A 24,375-nucleotide genomic window follows, 5' to 3' on the forward strand; every position below is an offset into this window, starting at 1 on the left:
TGTCGAGGCTGCTCGGTTTTGTCATCAGGCCGCGGTCAGTGATAGTGCCGGCGATCGCGCGGCGCATCATGTGCGTGGTCGTGATCATGATGATGATCGTGCTCGTCATGGCTGTCCGCGCATTGGCCGAATTCGGGTTCGACGGTGGCATGCTCGATGCCGTGCTTGGCCGCAAGCCGTTTCTTGATGGCGCTCACCGCTAGATGCGCATCGACGCCGTCGTTCAGGCAAGCGTGCAGCGTCGCCATGTTGGAGGTGCCGTCGAGCGACCAGACGTGCATGTGATGCACCTCGCGCACGCCCTTGACCGCGCCTTCGATGTCCCTGGCGATCACGTCGCGGTCGAGCCTGGCCGGCACGCCTTCGAGCAGGACGTGGGCCGCCTCGCGCATCAGCGACCATGCCGTCGACAGGATGAGCAGCGACACCAGCACCGACAGGATCGGATCGATCGGCGTCCAGCCCGTCGCCAGGATGATGATGGCGGCGACGATGGCCGCGGCCGAGCCCAACAGATCGCCCAGCACATGCAGGATGGCGCCACGCATGTTGAGACTGTCGCGATCACCGCCATGCAGTGCGAAGAAGGAGGCGATGTTGACCAGGAGACCTGCCACCGCGACCACCAGCATCGGCCCGCCCAGCACTGGCGCCGGATGCATCAGCCGGCCCCAGGCCTCGTAGACGATCCAAAGCGCGATGACGCAGATGGCGATGCCGTTGGTGTAGGCGACCAGCGTCTTCACCCGGGCGAAGCCATAGGTGAGACGGCCGGTGGCAGGACGCCCGGCGAGATGAAAAGCATACCAGGCAAGGCCGAGCGCGATGGCGTCAGCCAGCATGTGCCCGGCATCGGCGACCAGCGCCAGCGACCCGGTAAGCCAGCCGCCCAGCACCTCGGCGACCATGAAGCAGGCGGTCAAACAGGTAGCGATCAGCACCCGCTTCTTGTCGGTTGAGCCATGCACATGCCCGGCGCCATGGCTGTGGCTATGACCGGCCGGGCCGTGGTCGTGCGAAGCATGGTCATGCGCCATCGCCAAACTCCTGTCTGCCGACCATGATCTACGCGCCGAACTCGGCGCGGAAATCTTCAAGCCGCCGTTTCTGGCTTCCCTGGGCATCGAAATTTGCCGGATCGAGCCAGGCCTCATAGGCTTTTCGCAGTGTCGGCCACTCCTTGTCGATGACCGAATACCACGCCGTATCGCGGTTTTCACCCTTGACCACGAAATGCTGCCGGAAGATGCCCTCGAACTTGAAGCCGAACCGCTCGGCGGCGCGCTTCGACGGCTCGTTGCGGTTGTTGCACTTCCACTCGTAACGGCGATAGCCGAGCTCGTCGAAGACGTATTTCATGAACAGGAACTGCGCTTCGGTCGCCGCCGGCTTGCGCGAGATCAACGGTCCCCAATAGATGTTGCCGATCTCGATGACGCCGTTGTTGGCATCGATGCGCATCAGCGTCTGTCGTCCGGCGACCTCGCCGCTTGCCTTGTCGATGACGGTGAAGAACAGTGGATCCTCAAGCGCCTCGGCCTTGTCGAGCCATGGCTGGAAGGCGGCGCGGCTTTTCGGCGGATAGTCCGGCAGCCATGCGAAGCGCCCATCGATATCGGCGACGGACGAGGTTTCATAGAGGCCATCGCCATGCTTTGCCGCGCTGAACGGCTCAAGGCGCACATAACGGCCTTCGAACACCTTGCGTTCCGGCCGCGGACGCGGCTGCCAATTCTTCAGATCTTCCGACACCGGCCACTCCAATCCGTTGACTTTTACCTGCGGACCGTCACAAAAACGCTCGATCACAGAAAGAACCACAGGGACGGGAAAAATGCTCCACACGATCGCGGCCTTCGACCGTCTCGGCGAGGAAAATGCCTTCGCGGTGCTGGCGAGGGCCACTGCGCTCGCCCATCAGGGACGCGACATCGTCAACCTCGGCATCGGCCAGCCCGACTTCAAGACGCCGCAGCACATCGTCGAGGCGGCGATCAAGGCGCTGCGTGACGGCCACCATGGCTACACGCCTGCCAACGGCCTTTTAGCCACCCGCGAGGCGGTCGTGCGCCGCACGCTGACCACCACCGGCGTCGAGGTGTCGCCCGAGAATGTGATGATCCTGCCGGGCGGCAAGCCGACGATGTTTGCCGCGATTCTGATGTTCGGCGAGGCGGGCGCCGAGATCCTCTACCCCGATCCCGGCTTTCCGATCTACCGCTCGATGATAGAGTTCACCGGCGCCACGCCGGTGCCGGTGCCGATCCGCGAGGAAAACGGCTTTGCCTTCTCGGCGGAAGAGACGCTGGCGCTGATCACGCCGAAGACCAGGCTGCTCATCCTCAACTCGCCCGCCAATCCGACCGGTGGCGTCACTCCGCTGGCCGAGATCGAGAAGCTGGTCAAGGGCCTGGAGAAGCACCCTCAGGTCGCTATCATGTCGGACGAGATCTACGACGTCATGATCTATGACGGCGAGACTCACTGCTCGCTGCTGAACTTCCCCGAAATTCGTGATCGGCTGATCGTGCTCAACGGCTGGTCGAAGACCTGGGCGATGACCGGCTGGCGCATGGGCTGGTCGATCTGGCCGAACGGCGACAAGGGCGCGCATCTCTACGACAAGGTGCGCAAGCTGGCGGTCAACTGCTGGTCCTGCGTCAACGCGCCGAGCCAGTTCGCCGGCATCGCGGCGATCGACGGCCCGCAGGACGATGTCGAGAAGATGATGCGCGCCTTCGACAACCGCAGGAAGATCGTGGTCGAGGGGCTGAACGCGCTCCCCGGCATTTCCTGCATCACGCCGAAGGGCGCCTTCTATGCCTTCCCCAACGTCTCGAAAACCGGCTGGAAGGCCAAGAAGCTCGCTTCGGCGCTGTTGGAGGATGCCGGCGTGGCGTTGATCGGCGGCCCCGATTTCGGCGTTCTCGGCGAAGGCTATATCCGGCTTTCCTATGCCAATTCCGAGGAGAACATCCTGCGCGCGCTGGAACGGATCGAGGCGTTTCTGAAAAAGTGACCCGTCGGGCGTTCACCCGCGTCCGACAAACGGCATCTTCGTCGCCATCACCGTCATGAACAGCACGTTGGCATCGAGCGGCAGGCTCGCCATGTGCAGCACCGCATCGGCCACGCGCTCGACATCCATCACCGCTTCGGCGGCGATCGAGCCATTGGCCTGCGGCACGCCGACCGTCATCGGCTGCGCCATCTCGGTCAGCGCATTGCCGATGTCGATCTGGCCGCAGGCGATGTCGAAAGGCCGGCCGTCGAGTGCCAGCGTCTTGGTGAGCCCGGTGATCGCATGCTTGGTCGCCGTATAGGGCGCGGAGCCGGGGCGCGGCGCATAGGCCGACACCGAGCCGTTGTTGATGATACGGCCCCCCATCGGCTTCTGCCGGCGCATGGCGCCGAAGGCTGCGCGGGCGCATAGGAACGAGCCTGTGAGGTTGACGCCGACGAGGTCGTTCCAGACCTCGACCGGGATTTCGTCGATCGGCGTCGACTTGTAACCCATGCCGGCATTGTTGAAGAGCAGGTCGACGCGGCCGAAGGCCTCGAGCACGGTCTCGAACATGTCGTCCACCTCGTCGGCCTTGCTGATGTCGCAGGCGACGGCCAATGCCTTGGCTTGCGTCTTCCCCGCCTCGGCGATCGCCTCTTCCAGCACTTTCTTGCGGCGGCCGCAGAATACCGTGTTCCAGCCTGCCTTGAGCAGCGCCGTCGCGACGCTCTTGCCGATGCCGGTGCCGGCGCCGGTAACGATGGCGGTCTTCTGTGCTATGGCTGTCATCGTCGTCCTCCCGGTCATGGATGGAAGAACGTGGCATCGCAAATGCCATGGATCATGGCAAGCAGCTGTTGGTGATAAAGAAGAGGTCAGCAAAAAGGGCGGCCATTAGCGACCGCCCCGATCTGAACCGCGCTTGGGAGGAGGAAAAGCCGGTCCGACTGGTTAGAATGATGCGCTTGCTGGGTTAACGAGAAGTTAACGGACGGCAAGGCGTCCCCGAAGGACGTTTACCACGCCGAATCACCACGGTGAATTGGGCGCCGTTCCCGCCGGCACCTTGGCAGCCGAAACCGTCGCTTCGACATGATCGACCAGGGCGTCCGGCAGGCCGAGGCGGCCGGCGAGCAGGTCGAGGTAACCGCGCTCGGCGCGCGTGTCGGGATCGATGGTCAGCCGCGAGGCGGTGTAGAGCTCGAGCTTCTGCGCATCGGTCTTGGCGCCGGCGACCAGCGTGTCGAGATCGAGCGGGCTTTCGAGCTCGGCGAGCAGGAATTTTTCCGCTTCAGCGCCGATGCCGGCGAGCTTGAGCTTGTCGGCGATCTTCCTGCGCTCGTCGTCATCGACATGGCCGTCGGCCTTCGCCGCCGAGATCATCGCCCTGACCAGCGTCAGCGTGAACTCGGCTTCGCCTTGCGGCGCCTGCGAGGGATCGAAGGCGGTATCGGCGGGCGGCGGCAGCAACTCCGGCTCGCCGGACGCCGGCGCCTGGGCCGGCTCCGCGCCGTTCTTGTAGTTCTGGTAGGCCTTGTAGGCGAGGCCGCCGATCGCCGCCAGGCCGCCGAGCTTGATGGCCGCGCCCGTCACCTGCCGGCCGGTGCCGGTGCCGAGCAGCACGGCGGCAAGCGCGCCGGCGGCGAGCGGATTGTCCTTCGCCATTTGCACCGCCTGCCCCGCCTTGTCGCGGACGGTCGATCCGGTGCCGGGAATTTGCGAGCCGAGAAGGTCGTCGAGCAGCTTCTTGGGGTCGAGCATCAGTGCCTCCAGAATTGGCCCGGCCGAAATGCGCGCGGGCACGGTTTCGGACCGGCAAGAGGTAGGCCCCGCACATTGACATTACAATGACGAGGCGAGTTTTACGCGCAAGGGCGTGTGGCTCTAGCTTCCGATATGGCGCTTAGCGCCGCGCGCTTGCGCAAGTTCGACCTGACGGTGGCGTTCGGCGTAGCGCTCGCGATCCGCATCGGATCGCGTTTCGAAGCAATGCGGGCATGAAACGCCGATCGCGTATTTCGGCGACAACCTGTCCCCGACCGTCAGCGGGTGCCGACAGGCGCGGCAGAGTTCGGCTTCGCCCTCCGCGAGACCGTGCGAGACGGACACCCGTTCGTCGAACACGAAACATTCGCCTTGCCAGAGGCTCTCCTCGGCCGGGACGTCTTCCAGATATTTCAGGATGCCGCCCTTGAGATGAAAGACGTTTTTGAGGCCGAGCGACTTCACATAGGCCGTCGCCTTCTCGCAGCGAATGCCGCCGGTGCAGAACATCGCCACCTTGCGGCCCTCGAACTCTCCACGGTGCTGCTCGATCCAGGCCGGGAATTCGCGGAAGCTGGTGGTCCTGGGATCGACCGCGCCCTGGAAAGTGCCGAGCGAAACTTCATAGGCGTTGCGCGTGTCGATCACCAAGGTATCGGCATCGGAAATCAGCGCGTTCCAGTCGGCCGGCGCGACATAGGTGCCTGCGCTCGCCGCCGGATCGATATCCTCGACGCCCATGGTGACGATCTCGCGCTTCAACCGCACCTTCATGCGGTGGAACGGCATTTCGGCGGCGCTGCTGTATTTGACTTCCAGTCCGGCAAGGCCTTCGATGGCCTCGAGGTGACACATCAGCGCGGCGATCGCCTCCTCGCTGCCGGCGATGGTGCCGTTGATGCCTTCATGCGCCAGAAGCAACGTGCCCTTGATGCCGCGCCCGCAACAGAAGGCGGCGAGTGGCGCGCACAGAGCCTCGTGTCCATCGAGCGGCGCGAATTTGTAAAGCGCCGCGACGCGGACCGGATTTTGTGTTGTCGTTGTCATGGCCATGCCATAGAGCAACTCCAGGAAAAGTGCGAAGCGGTTTTCCGTCCGGAATTGCGCAAAATTAAAGATAGAGCGGTTGCCGTTTCCAGGAAACGGCGGTCCGCTCTGGACAGCGCTGAAAGCCGTTTCAAGGCAAAGCAGGAAGGCGGCTAGGTGCGCGGCATCGCGACACGCCGGGCTTCGTGGACTTGAGCGGACCCTTCTGCTAATCGGTTGAAATCGATCGAAATGGAGACCAGCAAATGACCAGCAAGACCGAAAAGCTCCTGTCGCTTCTCAACGGTCAACCGGTCATCCCGGTGCTGAAGATCGCCAATGTCGCGGACGCGGTGCCGCTCGCTCGCGCCCTTTCGCGCGGTGGCCTGCCGGCGATCGAGATCACGCTGCGCACCGCCGACGCGCTGGAAGCGATCCGCCGCGTCGCTGCCGAGGTCGAAGAGGCGATCGTCGGCGCCGGCACCATCCTCGATGCCAAGCAGTTCGATGAAGCAGCCCGCGCCGGCTCGAAATTCATCGTCAGTCCCGGCATCACCAGCCAGCTTCTCGACGCAGCCAAGGGCAGCCCCGTGCCGCTGCTGCCCGGCGCCATCACGCCCGGCGAGATCATGGCCGCGCGTGAAGCCGGCCTGCGCTTCCTGAAATTCTTCCCGGCCGAGCAATCCGGCGGCTTCGCTTCGCTGAAGGCTTTCGCTTCGCCGCTCGCCGACGTGAAATTCTGCCCGACCGGCGGCATAACGGCCAGGAACGCCGCCGACTATCTGAGCCTGCCCAACGTCATCTGCGTCGGCGGCTCCTGGGTGGCGCCCGACGATCTCATCAAGGCCGGCAAGTGGGACGAGATCGAAGCGCTGGCGCGTGAGGCGAGCAAGCTCAAGAAGTAAATCAGCGCCCTCACCAGGGCAGCGCGCCGTTCTCGTCGAAATAGCCGCCCGTCGGCCCGCCCGGCTCCAGCGTCGCCAGCCGCACGATGATCTCGGCCGCCTGCTGCACCGTGCGGCCGCCTCTGTGCGCATTGAGGTCCGTGGCGGTGTAGCCGGGAGCGGCGGCGTTGACCATGATGCCGCGAGGCGCGAGTTCCCGGGCGAAGGACAGCGTGACGGCGTTGAGCGCGGTCTTCGAACTGCCATAGCCCATGACGTTGGGCGACTGGCTGTTGCCGGCCGCGCGCGCCAGTGATCCGAGATAGCTGCTCACCATGACGATCCGTGCAGCGGGCGCCGCCTTGAGCAGCGGCAGGAACGCCTGGGTGACCCGCACCGGACCGAAGACGTTGACGTCATAGGTGGCTTTCATCTCCGCGACACTCTCGCGGCTCGGCGGCCGCTCATAGCGGCCGTCCGGGCCAAGCGCGTCGACATAGCCGGGCGCAATGCCGGCATTGTTGACCAGTACGTCCAGGCCGGGTGCCTGCGCCGCGACTGTCTTGACCGCGGCCGCCACGCCGTCGTCGCTGATGACGTCGAGCGCAAGCCACTCGACATCTAGCCCTTCGCCGCGCAGGATTTCGGCTGCGGCTTGACCGCGCCTGGCGTCGCGGGCACCGAGCCAGACTTTGAACCCAATGGTTGCCAGCCGACGGGCGGTCTCGAGCCCGATACCTTTGTTGGCGCCGGTCACCAGCGCATTCTTTTGCGTCGTCATTCCAGGTCTCCTTCTTGGCGACCTAGATTTGGCGTCAACCGACCTGCTTCGCGCGCCGGATCCTCGCGTCCTCTTGCCTAATCCTCTCAACTGGATGCGCGGCTCCGCGTCACTCGGTTGCGCGGCTTGCATGGATCGGCAATGCTGAAACGATGAACGAAGAGCTTCAGGAATTGATCGCGATCGCCGGCCGACATGCGCGCGGACGGCGGACGAAGACGGCCATTCCGCGCGTCACGATCGGCCGCAGCGAGGTGCCGACGCCGCCGCTGCCCGAGCTTTGCCAGCCGACCACGCTGTTTGTCTTGCAGGGAACCAAAACGGTCCTGATCGGCGACCGCACGCTTGCCTACGGCGCCGGCAGCTATTTCGTCTATGCGGTTGAAACACCCGCGACCAGCCAGTTGCTCGAGGCGAGCGTCGCGCAGCCTTACCTGGCTATCGCCTTCTCGCTCGATACCGAGCTGATTGCCGGCCTGCTCATCGACCACAAGCCGGCGATCGACGGCGATAGCTTCGTGACCAATCAACTCGATGACTTGCTGCTCGACGCATGGCGCCGAATGCTGCGGCTGCTCGACAAACCAGCCGAGATTCCTGTTCTCGCGCCCATGCTCGAACGGGAGATCGCGTTCAGGCTCCTGCAAGGCCCGCAGGGCGAGAAGCTGCGTCAGCTCGCCCGTGCCGATGGCCGCCTTTCGCAAATCCGCCGCGCCACCGCCTGGATCCGCGCGCACTACAACGAACCGATCGATGTGACGCAACTGGCCGAGCTGTCGCATATGAGCAACGCCGCCTTTCATCGCCACTTCAAGGCGGCGACGGCGATGAGCCCGATCCAGTATCAAAAGCAGCTCCGCCTTCTGGAAGCGCGCCATCTGCTGATCGCGCAACCGGGCAGCGCGGCGCATATCGCCTTCACCGTCGGCTACGAAAGCGCCTCCCAGTTCAGCCGCGAATATGCGCGCCAGTTCGGATTGCCGCCCGCGCGCGACGCCGCGCGGCTCCTGGCCAGGGGCGAAGCGGCCACGCTGGAAATTGACTGAGCACTAAAAACCGGCCGGCTTGCGCCGGCCGGGATTAGTCTTGCAAACGCAACTATCTGCAGACCCTGACCTTCTCGACCACCTTGTGGTGGTGGCGCCAATGCGTCACCAGCTTGGTCACGCAATGATGTCGTCCGGTCTTGACGATCACGGTTTCGGCTTGCGAGGGAGCGACGACAGCCGATGCCGCGGCCAGCGCCAGAACTGACGCCAATACAATCTTCTTCATGAATATCCCCAGTTTGGAACGAACCCCTTTTAACCCATCATTGGGCGCGGCGCTCCAACCTCACGGTAAGTTTAGCCTGGCGTGAAGATGCGCATACCGAACGCCGACCGAGGCATTGCCATGTCTGGTTCCCGCTCATGGATTCGAACCACGATACACGCCTTCAAAGGGCGCTGTCCTACCATTAGACGAAGCGGGAAGACCTTCTGGCCTAACAGGCAGCGGCGCATGCCATGAAAGACAAAAGCCGCGCTGACGGGCCAACGCGGCTTTGCGGTGGTCACGCTGACTCGTCGCTATTTCGTTTGGAAGCGCGCGACCGAGAGGAACTTCACCGCGTTGCCGGTGAACCGGCTTGCGTCCGGCACCCCGCCATCCGCCTGGAAGCCGGCCGTATACACTTCGCTCGGCGGCGTATGCACGATGTTGTAGGCATAGCGCGGCGCTGTCGTCGGGTCGGAAACCGAGGCGATGTTGACGCCGCTGCCCAGCGCCCAGCGCGCGGCTTGCGGCGGCGCCGCCACCACCATGGCCTTGGGCCCGGGCTTCAGATCGTGGGCGGACGCCCTGCCTTCCTTGGCCGTCGTCTTCACGCCGGCGCCGATCGCCTTTGCCGGATCGGTCCCGGCCGGGAGCGCGGCGATGGCCTGACGCGGCGAGGCCGCATCGACGCCCGACGGATCGTTGAACGCGGAGCGCGGTTCCGGTTCGGTCAGCGACGCGAGCTGGTATTCGGCGCCGCCGCCATCGGCCCCGACGGTTGCATTGGCCTGTTCGAGAACGGCTTTCACCTCATCCTGCTTGCCGGGCTGCGGCCGTGCCGTCGGCAGCACCGAGAACGCGTCGGTCGCGCTCTTGTCCTGCGAAGCGGTTTCGGCCAGCGCCAGAAGCACATTCTTGTCCTTCGGCGCGAGTTCCGCCGGCGTCGAGCGGTCAGGACGCCAGGTCGGCAGCGGGATGTTGTTGACCGCCACCTGCGCCGGATCGGTGCTCGCGGCCGCCGCGGCGCTGGCTGTGCCGAACGGAACCTTGTCCGGCACGGGCGCCTGGGCCGTCGCAACCGCCTGCTCCGTCGTCGCCGAGGCATCCGCCGTGGCGAACGGCACGTTCTGCGGCGTCTGCTGGCCGACATCGACCTTCGGACGCGGCGCGAAGTCGGGCAGCGGGATTTCCTTGGGCGGCAGGGCGGCGATGATCGTCTCCGGCGTATCCTGCTGCGGCTGCTGCGAATCGTCGGCGCTGTCATCCGCGATCTGCGGGATGTTGGCGCGCTTGGCATCCTTCGGGGCGACAATCGCGATGCCCGGAAGATTGCTGTCGCGTGCCGTGGCGGCGCCGGCGACCTGGACCTGCTTCACGGCTTTCCGCTGAGGCGCCGGGGCACTTTCGTCGGCGTCGTCATCGGCCTCGTCGGCGCCGCCGCCGAACCAGGCAAAAAGGCCGCCGGAGCGCTTGGTCGAGCCGCCCGCGCTGGCCAGTTCGATGTTCGGGGTGCCGGCGCCCTTACGCGCCTGATACGCTGCCACTGCTTGCTCATATCCGGGCAACGGGCGTCCGTCGCTCGGCACATGCAGCGTCTTGCCGTTCGGGAACAGGCTGACCAGTTCCTGGCGGCTGATGCCCGGCCAATGGCGCACGTTGCCGACATCCATATGCACGAATGGCGAGCCGGAAGTCGGGTAATAGCCGACGCCGCCGCCCTGCATCTTGAGGCCGATGTTGCGCAGTTTCTTCAGCGGCACGCCGGGAATGTAGAAATCCATCGCCTTACCCAGCATGTGCTGGCTCTTCTCGGCGACGCCGCGGCTGCGCGAACGCAACAGCGCGTTGGTTGACGGCGAACGATAGCCACAGACCACTTGGATATAGTCGGTCGCGCCGCTTTCGCGATAGGCTTCCCAGACGAGATCGAGCAGCCGCGGATCCATCTTGGTCGGCTCGTTGCGGCGCCAGTCGCGCAGAATGATGTTGATCTTGCGCAGGCCTTCCGGATCGTAGCGGCCATTGCGCTTGTAGACGATCTCGGCCTTCTCGTGCGTGTGCAGGTGATAGAGCTTGAGCGTACGCACTTCGGCCCTGGCGCCCGACGTCACCACAGACAGGAACCCGACGGCCAAAATCACGAACGTCAGCCACCTCGGCCAGACGCTCATGTGAAAATGCCGCCCGTTTTTGCGTCGTTCGATTTTGTTCAAATCAAATGGCCTTGCAGGCTGCCGTTTGTCCCCGGATTTGACCAAACGGATGCGTGGTTTTCACATCCGAATATCGATCCTAATGGTTAATCATCGTTTATTGAAGCCGAAATGCGGTAACACCGTGGCGATATCCCGTCAAAAATTATGCACAGCATTTCGTGGTAAACCGCTGGTTTAGATCAAGAATCCGCCTCGGCCAGAACACGATCTGTTACCGTTAGCGTTAATGCGTGATCCTCGGTAACGCCAACCGCTGAAAACCCTGTGTTTTCACGTCAAAAGCGACAATTTGACTCGGATTTTAGGCAAGCAAGCTGGTTCGAGGCTTGCCTGTCATGAGGCAAGCCGGTCGACGCGGCCGGCTTCGGGGTCAATGCCATATTCCTTCAACTTGCGGTAGAGCGTTGAGCGACCGATGCCCAGCCGGCGGGCGACTTCGCTCATCTGGCCGTTGTAGTGGTCGATCGCAAGCTTGATCATCTCAAGCTCGACATCGGCCAGCGCCCGCACATTGCCGCGCTCGTCAAGCGCGCGAAGCGTCCCGAAACGCGGCTGCGGCCTGGCTGGCGCCTCGCCGTCGGCCAAACCGGCCGCCGTTGCGTCGGCAGCGGTTTCATCCGCTTGCCGGGACGCGTCCGCAATCGTTTCGGCGACTGCGGACGCCGGTTCCGCTTCGAGATTGACCGTGCCTTCCACCTGCGCCCGGATCTGCGGGAACTCCTCCTCGGTCAGCACATCCCCCTCGGCAAGCACCGACGCGCGGAAGACCGCATTTTCCAGCTGGCGGATATTGCCGGGCCAGTCATAGGCCTGCAGCATGGCAAGCGCCGTGGCCGATATGCCGGCAAGGCGGCGGCGCGGATCGGTCGGTGCGACCTTTTCCATGAAATGCCGGACAAGGTGGGGAATGTCGTCGCGGCGGTCGCGCAGTGGCGGCACGAAGATCGGGTAGACGTTCAGCCGGTAGAACAGGTCCTCGCGGAACTTGCCGTCCTTGACCTGCTGCAGGAGGTTCCGGTGCGTGGCCGAGATCAGCCTTATATCGACCTTGACGGTCGAGCGGCCGCCGACCGGGTCGACCTCGCCTTCCTGCACGGCGCGCAGCAGTTTGACCTGGACGTCGAGCGGCAGATCGCCGATCTCGTCGAGGAACAGCGTGCCGGAGTTCGCCTCGACGAATTTGCCGGTGTGCTTGTCGGTGGCGCCGGTGAAGGAACCCTTCTCGTGGCCGAACAGGATCGATTCGACGAGATTGTCAGGGATGGCGCCGCAATTGACGGTGACGAACGGTTTCGAGCGGCGGTCGCCGCTGCCCTGGATGGCGCGCGCCACCAGTTCCTTGCCGACGCCGGATTCGCCCTCGATCAGGATCGGGATGTTGGAGGCCGCCGCTTTCTGCCCAAGGCGTATCACCCGGTCCATTGCCGGGCTGCGCGTGATCATGTCCTTGAAGGTGAGATGGCCGCCGCCGCGCCGCCGCGACGCGCGCTTCATCTCGTCCTCGACGGCTTCCACCTTGAGCGCGTTGGAGATCGCGGTCTGCAGCCTGTCGGGCGACGCCGGCTTGACGACGAAATCAAAGGCGCCGTGCCGCATCGCCGAGACGACGGTCTCGATGCCGCCTTGGGCCGTCTGCACAATGACGGGAATGTTGATGGCGCGCTCGCGCATCGCCTTCAGCACGCCGATGCCGTCGAGGCCAGGCATGACGAGATCGAGAATGACGACGGAGACCTCGCGCGCGTTCGGGCCATCGAGCGCGTCGAGGCCGGCCTCGCCGCTATCCGTGACGATCGCGCTGTGGCCGAACTTGGTCAACGCGGCCTCGACCAACCGGCGCTGCACCGGATCGTCATCGACTATGAGTATGGAACCTGTCATGACTGTTTGAGTTGTCCGCCCGAGAAAATCCCCGTGGATCATCTTGGCACAGGGTTCTAAATAAGGTTTCAAAAAACCCGGTGAACGAATTCCTTAGGATTTGACCGGCTTCTCCTTTCCCTTTGATTCTGGCCCCTTGGTTCAAAAAAGGTATTGTTGATGCGCATGATGTTTGGTCAGCGGCTTGCGGCGGCGTCGTCCGGACAGGGCGCGGCGGAGCTCGGCGACCTGCCGGAGTGGAATCTCGCCGATCTCTATTCCGGCATGGAAGCGCCGGAGTTGAAGCGCGACATCGCCAAGGCGGCCAGCGACGCCATCGCGTTCGAGACCCGCTGGAAGGGTACGCTGGCCGCGGAAGCCGGGCGCGGCGCCGCCGGCCGGCTGGGCGAGGCGCTCAAGACCTATGAGGCGCTCGAGGAACTGATCGGCCGCATCGTTTCGTATGCCGGCCTCGTCTATGCCGGCAACACGGCCGATCCGCAGCGCGCCAAGCTCTATGGCGACGTCCAGGAAAAGATGACGGACGCCAGCGCGCATCTCCTGTTCTTCGCGCTCGAGCTCAACCTGATCGACGATGCGGCGATCGAAAGCGCTTTGGCCGCCGACAAGGCCTTCGGCCACTACCGGCCCTGGGTGCTCGACCTCAGGAAGGACAAACCCTACCAGCTCGAGGACCGCGTCGAGCAGTTGTTCCACGAAAAGTCGGTCACCGGGCGCGGCGCCTGGAACCGCCTGTTCGACGAGACGATGACCGACCTGCGCTTCGACGTCGACGGTGAGGAACTGACACTCGAGCCGGCGCTGAACCGGCTGCAGGATTCGAACGGCGAGGTGCGCCGCCGCGCCTCCGAGGCGCTGGCCGCCACGTTCCGCAAGAACCTGCGCACCTTCACGCTCATCACCAACACTCTAGCCAAGGACAAGGAAATCTCCGACCGCTGGCGCGGCTTCCAGGATATCGCCGACTCGCGCCACCTCGCCAACCGTGTCGAGCGCGATGTGGTCGATGCGCTGGCCGCGGCTGTGCGCGAGGCCTATCCGCGGTTGTCGCATCGCTATTACGCGATGAAGGCGCGCTGGCTCGGCATGGAGGTGATGAACCATTGGGACCGCAACGCGCCCCTGCCGGAAACGCCGCAGGCGGTGATCAGCTGGGACGACGCCAGGGACACCGTGCTCTCCGCGTACCAGCGCTTCTCGCCGGACATGGCCGAAATCGCCCGCGGCTTTTTCGATCGCAGATGGATCGACGCGCCGGTGCGGCCCGGCAAGTCCCCCGGCGCCTTCGCCCACCCGACGGTGCCGTCGGCGCATCCCTACGTGCTGCTCAACTACATGGGCAAGCCGCGCGATGTGATGACGCTGGCGCATGAGCTCGGCCATGGCGTGCACCAGGTGCTGGCCGCCGGCCAGGGCGCGCTGATGGCCTCGACGCCGCTGACGCTGGCCGAAACCGCCTCCGTCTTCGGCGAGATGCTGACCTTCCGCTCGCTGCTCGAGCAGACCGGCGACAAGCGCGAGCGCAAGGCCATGCTCGCCCAGAAGGTCGAGGACATGATCAACACCGTCGTGCGCCAGATCGCCTTCTACGAGTTCGAGCGCAAGGTGCATGCCGAACGCAAGAACGGCGAGCTGACCTCGGACAGGCTCGGTGAATTCTGGCTAGAAGTGCAGGCCGAGAGCCTGGGGCCGGCGATCAAGCTGCGCGAGGGATACGAGGTCTTCTGGACCTATATCCCGCATTTCATCCACTCGCCCTTCTACGTCTATGCCTATGCTTTCGGCGATTGCCTGGTGAATTCGCTCTATGCCGTCTACCAGAATGCCGAGCGCGGATTTCAGGAGAAGTATTTCGAGATGCTGCGCGCCGGCGGCACGAAGCATCACTCCGAGCTTCTTGCGCCCTTCGGCCTCGACGCCACCGATCCCGCATTCTGGCAGATCGGCCTCGGCGTGATCGGTTCGCTGATCGACGAATTGGAAGCGCTCGATAGTTGACGACAACTACGGCGCAGGCATCGGTCGTAATAGTTTAGCCGGGATGCATATTAGCAAGGGTCTATTCTTGCCTAAATAGCTGTTCTTGAATAACTCTCCGGCGCATTTTTCAACTGGCTTTCGACAAGCCATATGATAGCGTCCGGCCTCAAGCTCAGCCGGACGCATCGCGCAGGGCCAGAGATGGCCTGCCGCTACGCCACGGCGAATGCGATGATGCCCATCGGCCCGGACAAGGCCGAACGCCGATGGCTCGATTGAAGCCGGCGGTTCCGCCGACCACGGAACCTTTGACGATCCTTGGCGTGCGCTCGCCTTTCCGGGCCTCGGCCGACAGATCGGACTGGAGAGGGAAATGAGCACTTTCTTCTACATGCTCCTGGCGTTCGTTGTGGGTATCCTGGTTGGCTGGTTCATCTGGGGCCGCCTGCGCGGACAGTTCGACAGCCTGCGCGGAGATCTCGACCGCACGCGAGGCGAGCGCGACAGGCTGCGCGCCGACAGCGATCGGTTGAAGGGCGAGCTCGACGCCTGCGGCCGTGCCCGCGCCGATCTCGAAAGCCGGCTGCGCGACACGCCTTCCGCGAAGGCCGGCGCCGATAAGGCCGCCACGCCGGCGCCGGCAGCGCTGATGACCGCGACATCGGCGGCGGCAAAGGCCGGGCCCACAAAGCCCGCCGCTGCAAAGAAGCCGGCCGCAACGAAGACTGCAGCGACACCGAAGCCGGCGGCCAAAGCCGCCGCGCCGAAGAAGGCGGCAGCACCCGCGGCAAAGAAGGCGGCAGCGCCGCAGGCCGCGACCGGCAAGGCCGACAATCTGCGCCGCCTCATCGGCATCGGCCCGGTCAACGAAAGGCTGCTCAAAGGCCTGGGCGTCACCACCTATGCCGAGATCGCCGCCTGGACCGCCGCCGACGTCAAACGGATCGAGGAAGTGCTCAATTTCGACGGCCGCATCGCGCGCGAAAAATGGATCGAGCAGGCGAAATTGCTGGCCGCCGGCAACGAGGCCGAATTCGCCCACCAGTTCCCGACGGCCGGAACCGCAAGCAACACCTGAGCAACCTGCCTGGTTGGCAGCAAGGCGGCGTCCTTACGGGCGCCGTCTTTGTTTTGGGCCAGCCACCTTTGCGCCGGCGGACGCCGCTCCCTCGATTGCGCCCCGCCGGCCCCCCATATAGAGCGGTCGACGGCGCTTTTTGTACGCATTCGAGGCTTATGTCCCTGCCTGCAGCCCTTTTTCGCAACGACGCGACCGCTCGTCAGCTGGTCTTCGACCGGCCGCGCGAGATCATCGTCGCGCAGGCCGCGGAAGAGTTCATGCCCGCGCTTGAAAGGGCGCAGGCCGCATCGGACGCCGGCAAATGGCTGGCGGGCTATTTCTCCTACGAAGCCGGTTACCTGCTCGAGCCGAAACTGGTGCCGCTGCTGCCCGAAGGCCGCCGCGTGCCGTTGGTCTGCCTCGGCGTCTTCGATGCGCCTGTCGAGCAGGCGGTGCCGCAAATGCAGGCGTCAGCCAGCAACGGCCCGATCTTCGATGCCAGGGCAACATGGTCCGCCGAGGACTATGCCGGCCGCTTCGCGCGCCTTCACAACCACATCCGCAAGGGCGATTGCTACCAGGGCAACCTCACCTTCCCGGTTCATGCGCAATGGTCCGGCGATCCGCTTGCGGCCTTCGACGCGCTGACGGAACGCCAGCCGGTCAAATACGGCGCGCTGGTCTCGCTCGGCGATCCGATCGTCCTGTCGCGCTCGCCCGAATTGTTCTTCGAGATCGATGCCGGCGGCATGATCGAGACACACCCGATGAAGGGCACCGCGCCACGCGGCGCGACCAAGGCCGAGGACGCGCGGCTGAAGGCCTTCCTGCGCAACGACGAGAAGAACCAGGCCGAGAACCGGATGATCGTCGACCTTTTGCGCAACGACATCTCGCTGATCAGCGAAGTCGGCACGCTGGACGTACCGGAACTGTTCCGCATCGAGACCTATCCGACTGTGCACCAGATGGTAAGCCGCGTGCGAGCGCGGCTTTTGCCTGGCATCGGCATCCGCCAGGTCTTCGCCGCGCTCTTCCCCTGCGGCTCGATCACCGGCGCGCCGAAGATCCGCGCCATGGAAATCCTGCACGAGCTGGAAGACGCACCGCGAGAGGTCTATTGCGGCGCCATCGGCTGGATCGCGCCCGGCGGCAGGATGCGGTTTTCGGTGGCGATCCGCACCATCTCGCTCTTTGCCGATGGCGAGGCCGTCTACAATGTCGGCGGCGGCGTCGTCTTCGATTCGACCGCCGAGGAGGAATATCGGGAGTGTCTGTTGAAAGCGCGCTTCGCGACGGGAACGGTGCCGGCTTCGAACTGATCGAGACCATGCGCTGGGAGCCTGGTTCCGGCTTCCTGCGCTTCGAGCGCCATCTTGCTAGGCTTTATGCATCCGCCGCCGAACTCGGCTTCGCCTGCGATCCCGAACGGATCGGCGAAGTGCTGTCGAACACCGTTGGCGGGCACGGAACTGCCTTACGCGTGCGCCTTGCCTTGCAGCGAAATGGCGAAGCGACGGCCGCGGCTCAAGCCTACGAACCGCTGCCGGCGGACAAGGTCTGGCGGCTGCAGTTGGCACGTATCCGTCTCGATTCCGGCGACACGCTGCTGCGCCACAAGACGAGCCGGCGCCAGATTTACACGCAGGCACGCGCCGAATATCTCGCGACCCGCGCCGACGAGGTGCTTTTGGCCAACGAGCGCGGCGAACTCTGCGAGGGCACGATCACCAATCTCTTCGCCGATTTCGGCACCGGCCCGCTCGCCACGCCCCGCCTCGACTGCGGCCTTTTGCCTGGAATATTGCGCGGCCAGCTTCTGGACGAAGGCCGCGCCGTGGAAGCGATATACAGCTTCGACGACCTGAAGGCGGCGAAGGCGATCCTCGTCGGCAATTCGCTGCGCGGGCTGATCCCGGCGCAACTGGGCTGATTGAGCCAGGAGACAGGAACTGGATAGAAGCCAAGCGGACATGACAATTCGCCAGCCGACCCATACGCCCTATGATGGGTCTTCGAAACTCTTCACGATCGGGCTGAAGCCGCTCGAAATCGAGCGCTGGATCGAGGTCGACGAATTCCTTCTCCCGCACCTCGCCGAAAAGCAGCGGCTCTATGCCGATATCCCCGAAAAGGTCTTTGTCGAGGAGGCCGACACCCGCGACGCGCAAAGCGAAGTGCTGGCCCTGCTCAGCCCGCATCTCATCGCGAAACACCCGCGCACCCATTTCGGCGCCGGCTCGGATGTCGAGGTCATTGGCCTCGCAAGCGCGACCGACCGGCTGCCTCCTGCCCTGCGCGAGGCGCCGCTTGCAAGAGCATCCCTGCTCGTCCAGGAAGACCTGATCCTGATGCGCCGCGACGAGCGCGGCTGGCGGCTCGCCGCCGGTTCGCTCTGCTTCCCTTCGTCCTGGTCGCTCCAGGAAAAATTCGGCAAGCCGTTGCAGGAAATCCATGCGCCGGTGCCTGGATTCGGACCCGGCACGCGGCCGGCCGAGCTCATCAACCGGATGTTCGACGGCCTGCAGGGCCAAGCGGTCGAGCGCTTCAACTGGTCGATCCAGGCCGGCGACGCGCTCTACCATCCGCTCTCGAATATCCAGCGCATCGACCGTGCCACCAACCGCCCGACGCGATTCGCGGACGGCGACATCAACGCTCATGCCTTCATGCGCGTCGAGCGTCAGACGCTGCGCAAGCTGCCTGTCTCAAGCGACATCTTGTTCACCATCCGCATCCATCTCGATCCGCTCAAGGTGCTCGATGCCCATCCGGACCGGGCAACGCTGGCTGCATCCTTCGTGGAGCAGCTCCTGGCCCTCGACCAGCAACAACTCGACTACAAGGGCCTGACCGCCGACCGCGACCGGCTGGTTGCGTTCCTCAACGGTATCGCCGGATCAGCTTAACCGCGCCCCCAAACCGGCTTACCCGCGATTGGCGCTTTTCGCTGGTTTATGACAATGATCTGTGGTGTACGGCTTGGCCGTCGGGCGAAAAATGCCCGGTTTTGCGCGTGTTTGAAGGAGTGTGCGAAAAAATGGCGAATGAAAACTGGCCCGTTTACGGTGAAATCACCGGTCCCGTCGTGATGATCGGCTTCGGTTCGATCGGGCGGGGAACGCTGCCGCTGATCGAACGCCATTTCAAGTTCGACAAGTCGCGCATGACGGTCGTCGATCCGCGCGACATCGACCGCAAGCTGCTCGACGAGCGCGGCATCGCCTTCGTCCAGGAAGCGGTGACCGAGAAGAATTACAAGAAGCTGCTGACGCCGCTTCTGACCAATGGCGGCGGCCAGGGCTTTTGCGTCAACCTGTCGGTCGACACCGGCTCGGTGGACCTGATGAAATTGTGCCGCAAGCTCGGCGTGCTCTACATCGACACCGTCGTCGAGCCGTGGCTCGGCTTTTATTTCGACGCCGAGGCCGACAATGCCAGCCGTACCAACTATGCGCTGCGCGAGGCGATGATCCAGGAAAAGCAGGACAAGCCCGGCGGCCCGACGGCGGTCTCCACCTGCGGCGCCAATCCCGGCATGGTCTCGTGGTTGGTCAAGAAGGCGCTGGTCAACCTCGCCACCGATCTCGGTCTCGAGTTTTCGGAGCCCGCGCAGGAAGATCGCGAGGCTTGGGCCAGGCTGATGAAGAAGGCTGGCGTCAAGGGCATCCATATCGCCGAGCGCGACACCCAGCGCACCAAGAAGCCAAAGCCGATGAACGTGTTCTGGAACACCTGGTCCGTCGAAGGCTTCATCTCGGAGGGCCTGCAGCCGGCCGAGCTTGGCTGGGGCACGCATGAAAACTGGATGCCAAAGAATGGCAAGAAGCACAAGCACGGCTCCAAGGCGGCGATCTATCTGGAACAGCCAGGCGCCAACACGCGCGTGCGCAGCTGGTGCCCGACGACGGGCGCGCAATACGGCCTCTTGGTGACGCATAACGAGGCGATCTCGATCGCTGATTTCTTCACCGTGCGCTCGAAGAAGGGCAAGCTTCAATACCGCCCGACTTGCCACTACGCCTACCATCCCTGCAACGACGCCTTGCTGTCGCTGGACGAGATGTTCGGCGCCGCCGGCAAGCCGCAGCCGGTTCACCACGTGCTCGACGAGAACGAGCTGGTCGACGGCGTCGACGAGCTCGGCGTGCTGCTCTACGGCCATGACAAGAACGCCTACTGGTACGGCTCGCAGCTGTCGCTGGCCGAGGCACGCAAGCTCGCCCCCTACCAGAACGCCACCGGCCTGCAGGTCACCTCGGCGGTGCTCGCCGGCATGGTCTGGGCGCTGGAGAATCCGACCGCTGGTATCGTGGAGGCCGACGAGATGAACTACCGGCGTTGCCTCGAAGTGCAGTCGCCTTATCTCGGGCCGGTCAGGGGCTACTACACCGACTGGACGCCGCTGGACAATCGGCCGGGTCTCTTCCCGGAGGACCTGGACAAGGACGATCCGTGGCAGTTCCGCAACATTCTGGTCCGATAGCGCCGGGACTGACCGGAGCCACCGCCTTGCAATCGCCCGGAAATCGGGCGATTGAAGGATGCGGACTGAGGAGAGGATTTTCAAAAATGACCATTGCGCGCAAACTGCTTTCGGCAGGCGCCGCGGCAAGCCTTCTGGCTGCGGCCGCCTGCACCACCACCGGTCCCTCGGACCAGCCTTCGATGGCGGCGGCGCCGAAGGGTGTCGAGGGCAACTGGATCGACGCCAAGGGCACCGGCCTGTCGACCTTCATGGCTGGCAGCTTCACCACCGTCGCCACCGACACTGGCCAGAAGCTGTCGGAAGGCAGCTACACCATGACCGGCGCGACCTCGGTCGAGATCCACGGCACCTCGTTGATCCGCCAGACCCCGGTCAGCTTCAACTGCCTGATGATCTCCACCAGCCAGCTCAACTGCACCAGCGCCAGCGGCCAGAATTTTGTGCTGACGCGCCGGGCTTGAGGTTCGCAAATCTTCGGCTGACAGGGACGGCGGCGCAAGTCGCCGTCCTTTTTTGTGCCGGCAAAACACTTCCTGATTTGTGCTTGCATCGACCGGACCCCGATGTGAACATGGCCCAAGGTTGACTGTTATTTTCCAGTCAAGCGAGGGCGTTAAGCATATTCGAAGTCAGCTTATCCGGGAGACGAAGATGAAGAAGATTGCCGCGATCCTGGCCCTGTCCGCTTCGACGCTCGGCCTGTCGGCTGGCGTATCTTTTGCCGACTACACGCTGAACATCCTGCATTTCAACGATTGGCACAGCCGCATCGAAGGCAACAACAAATACGAGTCGACCTGTTCCGCCGACGAGGAGACCAAGGGCGAATGCATCGGCGGCGCCGGCCGGCTGATCACCGCGATTGCCCAGGAGCGCAAGAAGCTCGAAGGCCAGAACGTGCTGCTGCTCAACGCCGGCGACAACTTCCAGGGATCGCTGTTCTACACCACCTACAAGGGTGCGGTGGAAGAGGAGTTCCTCAATCAGATCAAGCCCGACGCGGTAACGCTCGGCAACCATGAGTTCGACGACGGCGAGACCGCGCTGGTGCCGTTCCTCGACAAGGCGAAATTCCCGATCGTCAGCGCCAATGTCGTGCCCAACGACAAGTCCGGCGCCGCAGGCAAGTTCAAGCCGTCGATCGTCGTCGAGGTCGGCGGCCAGAAGATCGGCATCGTCGGCGCCGTCACCAACGACACGCCGGAACTCGCCTCGCCCGGCCCGAACATCGCCATAACGGACGACGTCAAGGCGATCACCGCCGAAGTCGAGAAACTGAAGGGAGAGGGTGTCAACAAGATCATCGCCGTCACCCATATCGGCTATAGGCGCGAGCGCGACGTCATAGCGAAAATCCCCGGTATCGACGTGGTGGTCGGCGGCCACAGCCACACGCTCCTGTCGAACACCGATCCGAAGGCGGCGGGCCCCTATCCGACGATGGTCGACAACCCCGACGGCTACAAGGTGCCAGTGGTGCAGGCGGCGTCCTATTCGAAATATCTCGGCGAGTTCAAGGTCGTGTTCGACGACAACGGCGTCGTCAAAGAGGCCAGCGGCGACCCGATCTACCTCGACAAGTCGATCACCCCCGATCCGGCCGTGCTGGCCCGCATCAAGGAACTCGGGGCGCCGATCGAGGCGCTGAAGAACAAGGAGGTGGCCGAGACCACCAAGGCGATCGACGGCAGCCGCGAGAATTGCCGCGCGCGGGAATGCGAGATGGGCAATCTCGTCTCCGACGCCATTCTCGACCGCACCAAGGGCCAGGGCGTCGAAATCGTCATCTCGAACGGCGGCGGCCTGCGCGCCTCGATCGACCAGGGCACAGTGACCATGGGCGAGGTGCTGACCGTGCTGCCGTTCCAGAACACGCTGGCGACGTTCAAGATCTCGGGCAAGGACCTGGTCGCGGGCCTCGAAAGCGGCCTCAGCCAGATCGAGGACGGCGCCGGCCGCTTCCCGCAGGTTGCCGGCATCAAATATTCCTTCGACAGATCGGTCGCGCCCAATGCCGGCCGCGTCAAATCGGTCGAGGTGATGGAGAACGGCGCCTGGACGCCGATCAATCCCGACAAGCAGTACCTCGTCGCCACCAACAACTACGTCCGCCAGGGCGGCGACGGTTACAAGGTTTTCGCCGACAAGGCCACGGATGCCTATGACTACGGCCCCGGCCTGGAGCAGGTGATGGCCGACTATCTCAGCGCGCATCAGCCCTACACGCCGAAGCTTGACGGCCGCATCACCGAAATTGCGGCGGCGACCGCGGCGGCCGAGCCGGCAAAACCAGCCGAGACGGCGCCTGCCGCACCGGCGGCAGAACCGGCAAAGCCGGCTGAGGCCGCTCCTGCAGCCACGACCCAGCCGCCGGCAGCCGAAGCAGCAAAATCGGCCGAGACCGCGCCGGCCGCGAGCGAACCGGCAATGCCGGCTTTGCCTTCCAGTTCCAGTGACATCGCCGGCACGCCGCCGAGTGTCTCGACCGAGGCCCCTCCGGCACCGGAAGGGACGAAGCCGGCTGAAACCGCTCCGGCGACGCCTGCTCCCGCCCCAGCCGCCGAGACGGCCAAGCCGGCGGCCGCGGCGCCCGCTGAAACCAAGCCGGCTGAGACCAGCCACACCGTCGCCGCCGGCGACACCTATTGGGACCTGGCCAAGAAAGCCTATGGCGACGCCACCCGGTGGAAGCTTATCTCCGAAGCCAACAAGGATTATAAGCCGCGTCGCCTGCCGCTCGGCGCGACGCTGACCATTCCGCCGGCCGCGAAGTAAGCGGCCACCCCGGAATTCATGGCACCCGCCCGGAAACGGGCGGGTGTTCCTTTTCGGGTGCCAAACGCGATAAAGTGCGGCCAGACGCAGCATTGAAAACCGGCAGGGCATCGCTAGTTTCGCGGCGCTACCGGAGACTGTTCATGACGCTTGCCAGCCCCACCGATGCCAGAACCGCGAAGGTCCCCGGCCCGCCGCTGGCGGGCGCTCCGCCAGCCAGGACGGGCAAGATCGGCATCATGCTGGTCAATCTCGGCACGCCCGACGGCACGGACTTCAAGCCGATGTGGCGCTACCTGCGCGAGTTCCTCTCCGATCCGCGCGTCATCGAGCTCAACAAGGCGATCTGGTATCCGATCCTCTACGGCCTCGTGCTGACCACAAGACCGAAAAAATCCGGCGCCAACTACGCGCGTATCTGGAACCGGGAGATGAACGAGTCGCCGCTGCGCACTTTCACCCGCGCTCAAGGTCAGAAGCTGGCCGCTGCGCTGGCCGACTTGCCCAACGTGACGGTCGACTGGGCAATGCGCTACGGCAACCCCTCGACGGCGAGCGTCGCGCAAAAGCTGGTCGCGCAAGGCTGCGAGCGCATCCTTTCCTTCCCCCTCTACCCGCAATATTCGGCGACGACGACGGCGACCGCGAACGACCAGTTGTTTCGCGCGCTGATGAAGATCCGGCATGCGCCGGCAATCCGCAGCGTACCGCCCTATTACGACGAGCCCGTCTATATCGAGGCGCTCGCCCGCTCGATTGAGAAGCACATCGCAACGCTCGATTTCGAACCTGAGGTGGTGATCACCTCCTATCACGGCATCCCCAAACCCTATTCCGACAAGGGCGATCCGTACGGGGCGCATTGCCTGGAAACGACAAGGCTGCTGCGCGCGCGCCTCGGCTGGGACGAGAACAAGCTCATCACCACCTTCCAGTCGCGTTTCGGCGCGCAGGAATGGCTGCAGCCCTATACCGATGTCACCGTCGAGAAACTGGCCAAGGACGGCGTGAAGTCGATCGCCGTCGTCAATCCCGGCTTTTCCGTCGATTGCATCGAGACGCTGGACGAGATCGGCCGCGAGGCGGCCGAAACCTTCCATCACGCCGGCGGCAAGAACTTCGCCCATATCTCCTGCCTCAACGACAGCGCCGAGGGCATGGCGGTCATCGAAGCGCTGGCGCGGCGCGAGCTTTCCGGCTGGGTGTGACCGGCTTTACCGACTAATGCATGTCGCCCAGAAGTGTGCAGCGGTTCTGG

The 24,375-nt window shown here is 64.2% G+C and carries 21 protein-coding genes and 1 tRNA gene; 12 read left to right on the forward strand and 10 right to left on the reverse strand.

Translation table 11 applies throughout. The features are described 5' to 3' along the window. Positions 1-35 precede the first annotated feature (35 nt). A complete protein-coding gene (locus FJ417_RS13925) occupies positions 36-1,037 on the reverse strand; it encodes a cation diffusion facilitator family transporter (RefSeq protein WP_181183212.1) in 1,002 nt (333 codons plus the stop codon). A 28-nt stretch (positions 1,038-1,065) separates the two neighbouring features. Further along, positions 1,066-1,752 (reverse strand): GNAT family protein, encoded by a 687-nt coding sequence (locus FJ417_RS13930; protein ID WP_140642218.1) that lies wholly within the window; start codon positions 1,750-1,752, stop codon positions 1,066-1,068. A gap of 82 nt (positions 1,753-1,834) precedes the next feature. Here FJ417_RS13930 and FJ417_RS13935 point away from each other — a divergent pair, with 82 nt between their 5' ends. Beyond that, on the forward strand, positions 1,835-3,019 hold the full coding sequence (locus tag FJ417_RS13935) for a pyridoxal phosphate-dependent aminotransferase (protein ID WP_140783854.1): 1,185 nt from the start codon (positions 1,835-1,837) through the stop codon (positions 3,017-3,019). A 12-nt stretch (positions 3,020-3,031) separates the two neighbouring features. On the opposite strand, the gene FJ417_RS13940 is transcribed toward FJ417_RS13935, so the two are convergent. The 3 genes from FJ417_RS13940 to FJ417_RS13950 all read right to left on the reverse strand — a co-directional run bounded on the left by FJ417_RS13940 (position 3,032) and on the right by FJ417_RS13950 (position 5,815). Further along, complete coding sequence (locus FJ417_RS13940; protein ID WP_140783855.1) at positions 3,032-3,793, reverse strand: SDR family oxidoreductase; 762 nt, start codon at positions 3,791-3,793, stop codon at positions 3,032-3,034. Positions 3,794-4,033: 240 nt separating this feature from the next. Then, positions 4,034-4,765 (reverse strand): tellurite resistance TerB family protein, encoded by a 732-nt coding sequence (locus FJ417_RS13945; RefSeq protein WP_140651538.1) that lies wholly within the window; start codon positions 4,763-4,765, stop codon positions 4,034-4,036. A gap of 123 nt (positions 4,766-4,888) precedes the next feature. Next, a complete protein-coding gene (locus FJ417_RS13950; protein ID WP_140706953.1) occupies positions 4,889-5,815 on the reverse strand; it encodes a rhodanese-related sulfurtransferase in 927 nt (308 codons plus the stop codon). Between the two features lie 245 nt (positions 5,816-6,060). Here FJ417_RS13950 and FJ417_RS13955 point away from each other — a divergent pair, with 245 nt between their 5' ends. After that, entirely contained in the window at positions 6,061-6,699 is a 639-nt protein-coding gene (locus FJ417_RS13955) for a 2-dehydro-3-deoxy-phosphogluconate aldolase (protein WP_140706951.1), read from the forward strand. A gap of 10 nt (positions 6,700-6,709) precedes the next feature. Here FJ417_RS13955 and FJ417_RS13960 read toward each other — a convergent pair whose 3' ends face one another. Further along, a complete protein-coding gene (locus FJ417_RS13960) occupies positions 6,710-7,459 on the reverse strand; it encodes an SDR family oxidoreductase (RefSeq protein WP_140706948.1) in 750 nt (249 codons plus the stop codon). 173 nt (positions 7,460-7,632) lie between these two features. Between FJ417_RS13960 and FJ417_RS13965 the strand changes: the two genes are divergently transcribed. Then, entirely contained in the window at positions 7,633-8,505 is an 873-nt protein-coding gene (locus tag FJ417_RS13965; protein ID WP_226892127.1) for an AraC family transcriptional regulator, read from the forward strand. Between the two features lie 52 nt (positions 8,506-8,557). Here the strand turns inward: FJ417_RS13965 and FJ417_RS33105 are convergent, their stop codons facing one another. The 4 genes from FJ417_RS33105 to FJ417_RS13980 all read right to left on the reverse strand — a co-directional run bounded on the left by FJ417_RS33105 (position 8,558) and on the right by FJ417_RS13980 (position 12,813). Further along, positions 8,558-8,734, reverse strand: a complete 177-nt coding sequence (locus FJ417_RS33105) for a hypothetical protein (protein WP_181167050.1) — start codon at positions 8,732-8,734, stop codon at positions 8,558-8,560. Positions 8,735-8,859: 125 nt separating this feature from the next. Beyond that, a tRNA-Gln gene (locus FJ417_RS13970) sits at positions 8,860-8,933 on the reverse strand. A 97-nt stretch (positions 8,934-9,030) separates the two neighbouring features. After that, positions 9,031-10,887, reverse strand: coding sequence for a DUF882 domain-containing protein (locus FJ417_RS13975; protein ID WP_140706944.1), 1,857 nt, complete (start codon positions 10,885-10,887; stop codon positions 9,031-9,033). A 378-nt stretch (positions 10,888-11,265) separates the two neighbouring features. Further along, positions 11,266-12,813 (reverse strand): sigma-54 dependent transcriptional regulator, encoded by a 1,548-nt coding sequence (locus tag FJ417_RS13980; protein WP_140783856.1) that lies wholly within the window; start codon positions 12,811-12,813, stop codon positions 11,266-11,268. A 159-nt stretch (positions 12,814-12,972) separates the two neighbouring features. Here FJ417_RS13980 and FJ417_RS13985 point away from each other — a divergent pair, with 159 nt between their 5' ends. The 9 genes from FJ417_RS13985 (at position 12,973) to hemH (ending at position 24,325) form a co-directional block, all read left to right on the forward strand. Further along, positions 12,973-14,811 (forward strand): M3 family oligoendopeptidase, encoded by a 1,839-nt coding sequence (locus FJ417_RS13985; RefSeq protein WP_181183213.1) that lies wholly within the window; start codon positions 12,973-12,975, stop codon positions 14,809-14,811. 355 nt (positions 14,812-15,166) lie between these two features. Beyond that, a complete protein-coding gene (locus tag FJ417_RS13990; RefSeq protein WP_140783857.1) occupies positions 15,167-15,871 on the forward strand; it encodes a proton-conducting membrane transporter in 705 nt (234 codons plus the stop codon). Positions 15,872-16,029: 158 nt separating this feature from the next. Next, positions 16,030-17,175 (forward strand): aminodeoxychorismate synthase component I, encoded by a 1,146-nt coding sequence (locus tag FJ417_RS13995; RefSeq protein WP_140783858.1) that lies wholly within the window; start codon positions 16,030-16,032, stop codon positions 17,173-17,175. Beyond that, entirely contained in the window at positions 17,124-17,786 is a 663-nt protein-coding gene (locus FJ417_RS14000) for an aminotransferase class IV family protein (RefSeq protein WP_140642244.1), read from the forward strand. The genes FJ417_RS13995 and FJ417_RS14000 overlap by 52 nt, the downstream gene beginning before the upstream one ends. A gap of 40 nt (positions 17,787-17,826) precedes the next feature. Beyond that, entirely contained in the window at positions 17,827-18,762 is a 936-nt protein-coding gene (locus FJ417_RS14005; protein ID WP_140783859.1) for a DUF3445 domain-containing protein, read from the forward strand. A 131-nt stretch (positions 18,763-18,893) separates the two neighbouring features. Beyond that, positions 18,894-20,339, forward strand: coding sequence for a homospermidine synthase (locus FJ417_RS14010; protein ID WP_140783860.1), 1,446 nt, complete (start codon positions 18,894-18,896; stop codon positions 20,337-20,339). A gap of 86 nt (positions 20,340-20,425) precedes the next feature. Beyond that, on the forward strand, positions 20,426-20,803 hold the full coding sequence (locus tag FJ417_RS14015) for a hypothetical protein (protein ID WP_140642250.1): 378 nt from the start codon (positions 20,426-20,428) through the stop codon (positions 20,801-20,803). Between the two features lie 190 nt (positions 20,804-20,993). Beyond that, the gene (locus FJ417_RS14020; protein ID WP_140783861.1) at positions 20,994-23,117 is read left to right on the forward strand and encodes a 5'-nucleotidase C-terminal domain-containing protein; all 2,124 of its coding nucleotides are present in this window, start codon (positions 20,994-20,996) and stop codon (positions 23,115-23,117) included. Between the two features lie 143 nt (positions 23,118-23,260). Beyond that, positions 23,261-24,325 carry a ferrochelatase gene (gene hemH / locus FJ417_RS14025; RefSeq protein WP_140783862.1) on the forward strand — a complete coding sequence of 355 codons (1,065 nt, stop codon included), beginning with the start codon at positions 23,261-23,263 and terminating at the stop codon, positions 24,323-24,325. Positions 24,326-24,375 lie beyond the last annotated feature (50 nt).

This window comes from Mesorhizobium sp. B3-1-7 (genome assembly GCF_006439385.1).
GTDB lineage: Bacteria > Pseudomonadota > Alphaproteobacteria > Rhizobiales > Rhizobiaceae > Mesorhizobium.

Excerpts from the sequence above, each read along its gene's own strand:
- FJ417_RS13925 (WP_181183212.1), bottom strand. The coding sequence starts at position 1,037 with ATGGCGCATGACCATGCTTCGCACGACCACGGCCCGGCCGGTCATAGC.
- FJ417_RS13935 (WP_140783854.1), top strand. The coding sequence starts at position 1,835 with ATGCTCCACACGATCGCGGCCTTCGACCGTCTCGGCGAGGAAAATGCC.
- FJ417_RS13940 (WP_140783855.1), bottom strand. The coding sequence starts at position 3,793 with ATGACAGCCATAGCACAGAAGACCGCCATCGTTACCGGCGCCGGCACC.
- FJ417_RS13945 (WP_140651538.1), bottom strand. The coding sequence starts at position 4,765 with ATGCTCGACCCCAAGAAGCTGCTCGACGACCTTCTCGGCTCGCAAATT.
- FJ417_RS13950 (WP_140706953.1), bottom strand. The coding sequence starts at position 5,815 with ATGACAACGACAACACAAAATCCGGTCCGCGTCGCGGCGCTTTACAAA.
- FJ417_RS13955 (WP_140706951.1), top strand. The coding sequence starts at position 6,061 with ATGACCAGCAAGACCGAAAAGCTCCTGTCGCTTCTCAACGGTCAACCG.
- FJ417_RS13960 (WP_140706948.1), bottom strand. The coding sequence starts at position 7,459 with ATGACGACGCAAAAGAATGCGCTGGTGACCGGCGCCAACAAAGGTATC.
- FJ417_RS33105 (WP_181167050.1), bottom strand. The coding sequence starts at position 8,734 with ATGAAGAAGATTGTATTGGCGTCAGTTCTGGCGCTGGCCGCGGCATCG.
- FJ417_RS13975 (WP_140706944.1), bottom strand. The coding sequence starts at position 10,887 with ATGAGCGTCTGGCCGAGGTGGCTGACGTTCGTGATTTTGGCCGTCGGG.
- FJ417_RS13980 (WP_140783856.1), bottom strand. The coding sequence starts at position 12,813 with ATGACAGGTTCCATACTCATAGTCGATGACGATCCGGTGCAGCGCCGG.
- FJ417_RS13985 (WP_181183213.1), top strand. The coding sequence starts at position 12,973 with ATGCGCATGATGTTTGGTCAGCGGCTTGCGGCGGCGTCGTCCGGACAG.
- FJ417_RS13990 (WP_140783857.1), top strand. The coding sequence starts at position 15,167 with ATGAGCACTTTCTTCTACATGCTCCTGGCGTTCGTTGTGGGTATCCTG.
- FJ417_RS13995 (WP_140783858.1), top strand. The coding sequence starts at position 16,030 with ATGTCCCTGCCTGCAGCCCTTTTTCGCAACGACGCGACCGCTCGTCAG.
- FJ417_RS14005 (WP_140783859.1), top strand. The coding sequence starts at position 17,827 with ATGACAATTCGCCAGCCGACCCATACGCCCTATGATGGGTCTTCGAAA.
- FJ417_RS14010 (WP_140783860.1), top strand. The coding sequence starts at position 18,894 with ATGGCGAATGAAAACTGGCCCGTTTACGGTGAAATCACCGGTCCCGTC.
- FJ417_RS14015 (WP_140642250.1), top strand. The coding sequence starts at position 20,426 with ATGACCATTGCGCGCAAACTGCTTTCGGCAGGCGCCGCGGCAAGCCTT.
- FJ417_RS14020 (WP_140783861.1), top strand. The coding sequence starts at position 20,994 with ATGAAGAAGATTGCCGCGATCCTGGCCCTGTCCGCTTCGACGCTCGGC.
- hemH (WP_140783862.1), top strand. The coding sequence starts at position 23,261 with ATGACGCTTGCCAGCCCCACCGATGCCAGAACCGCGAAGGTCCCCGGC.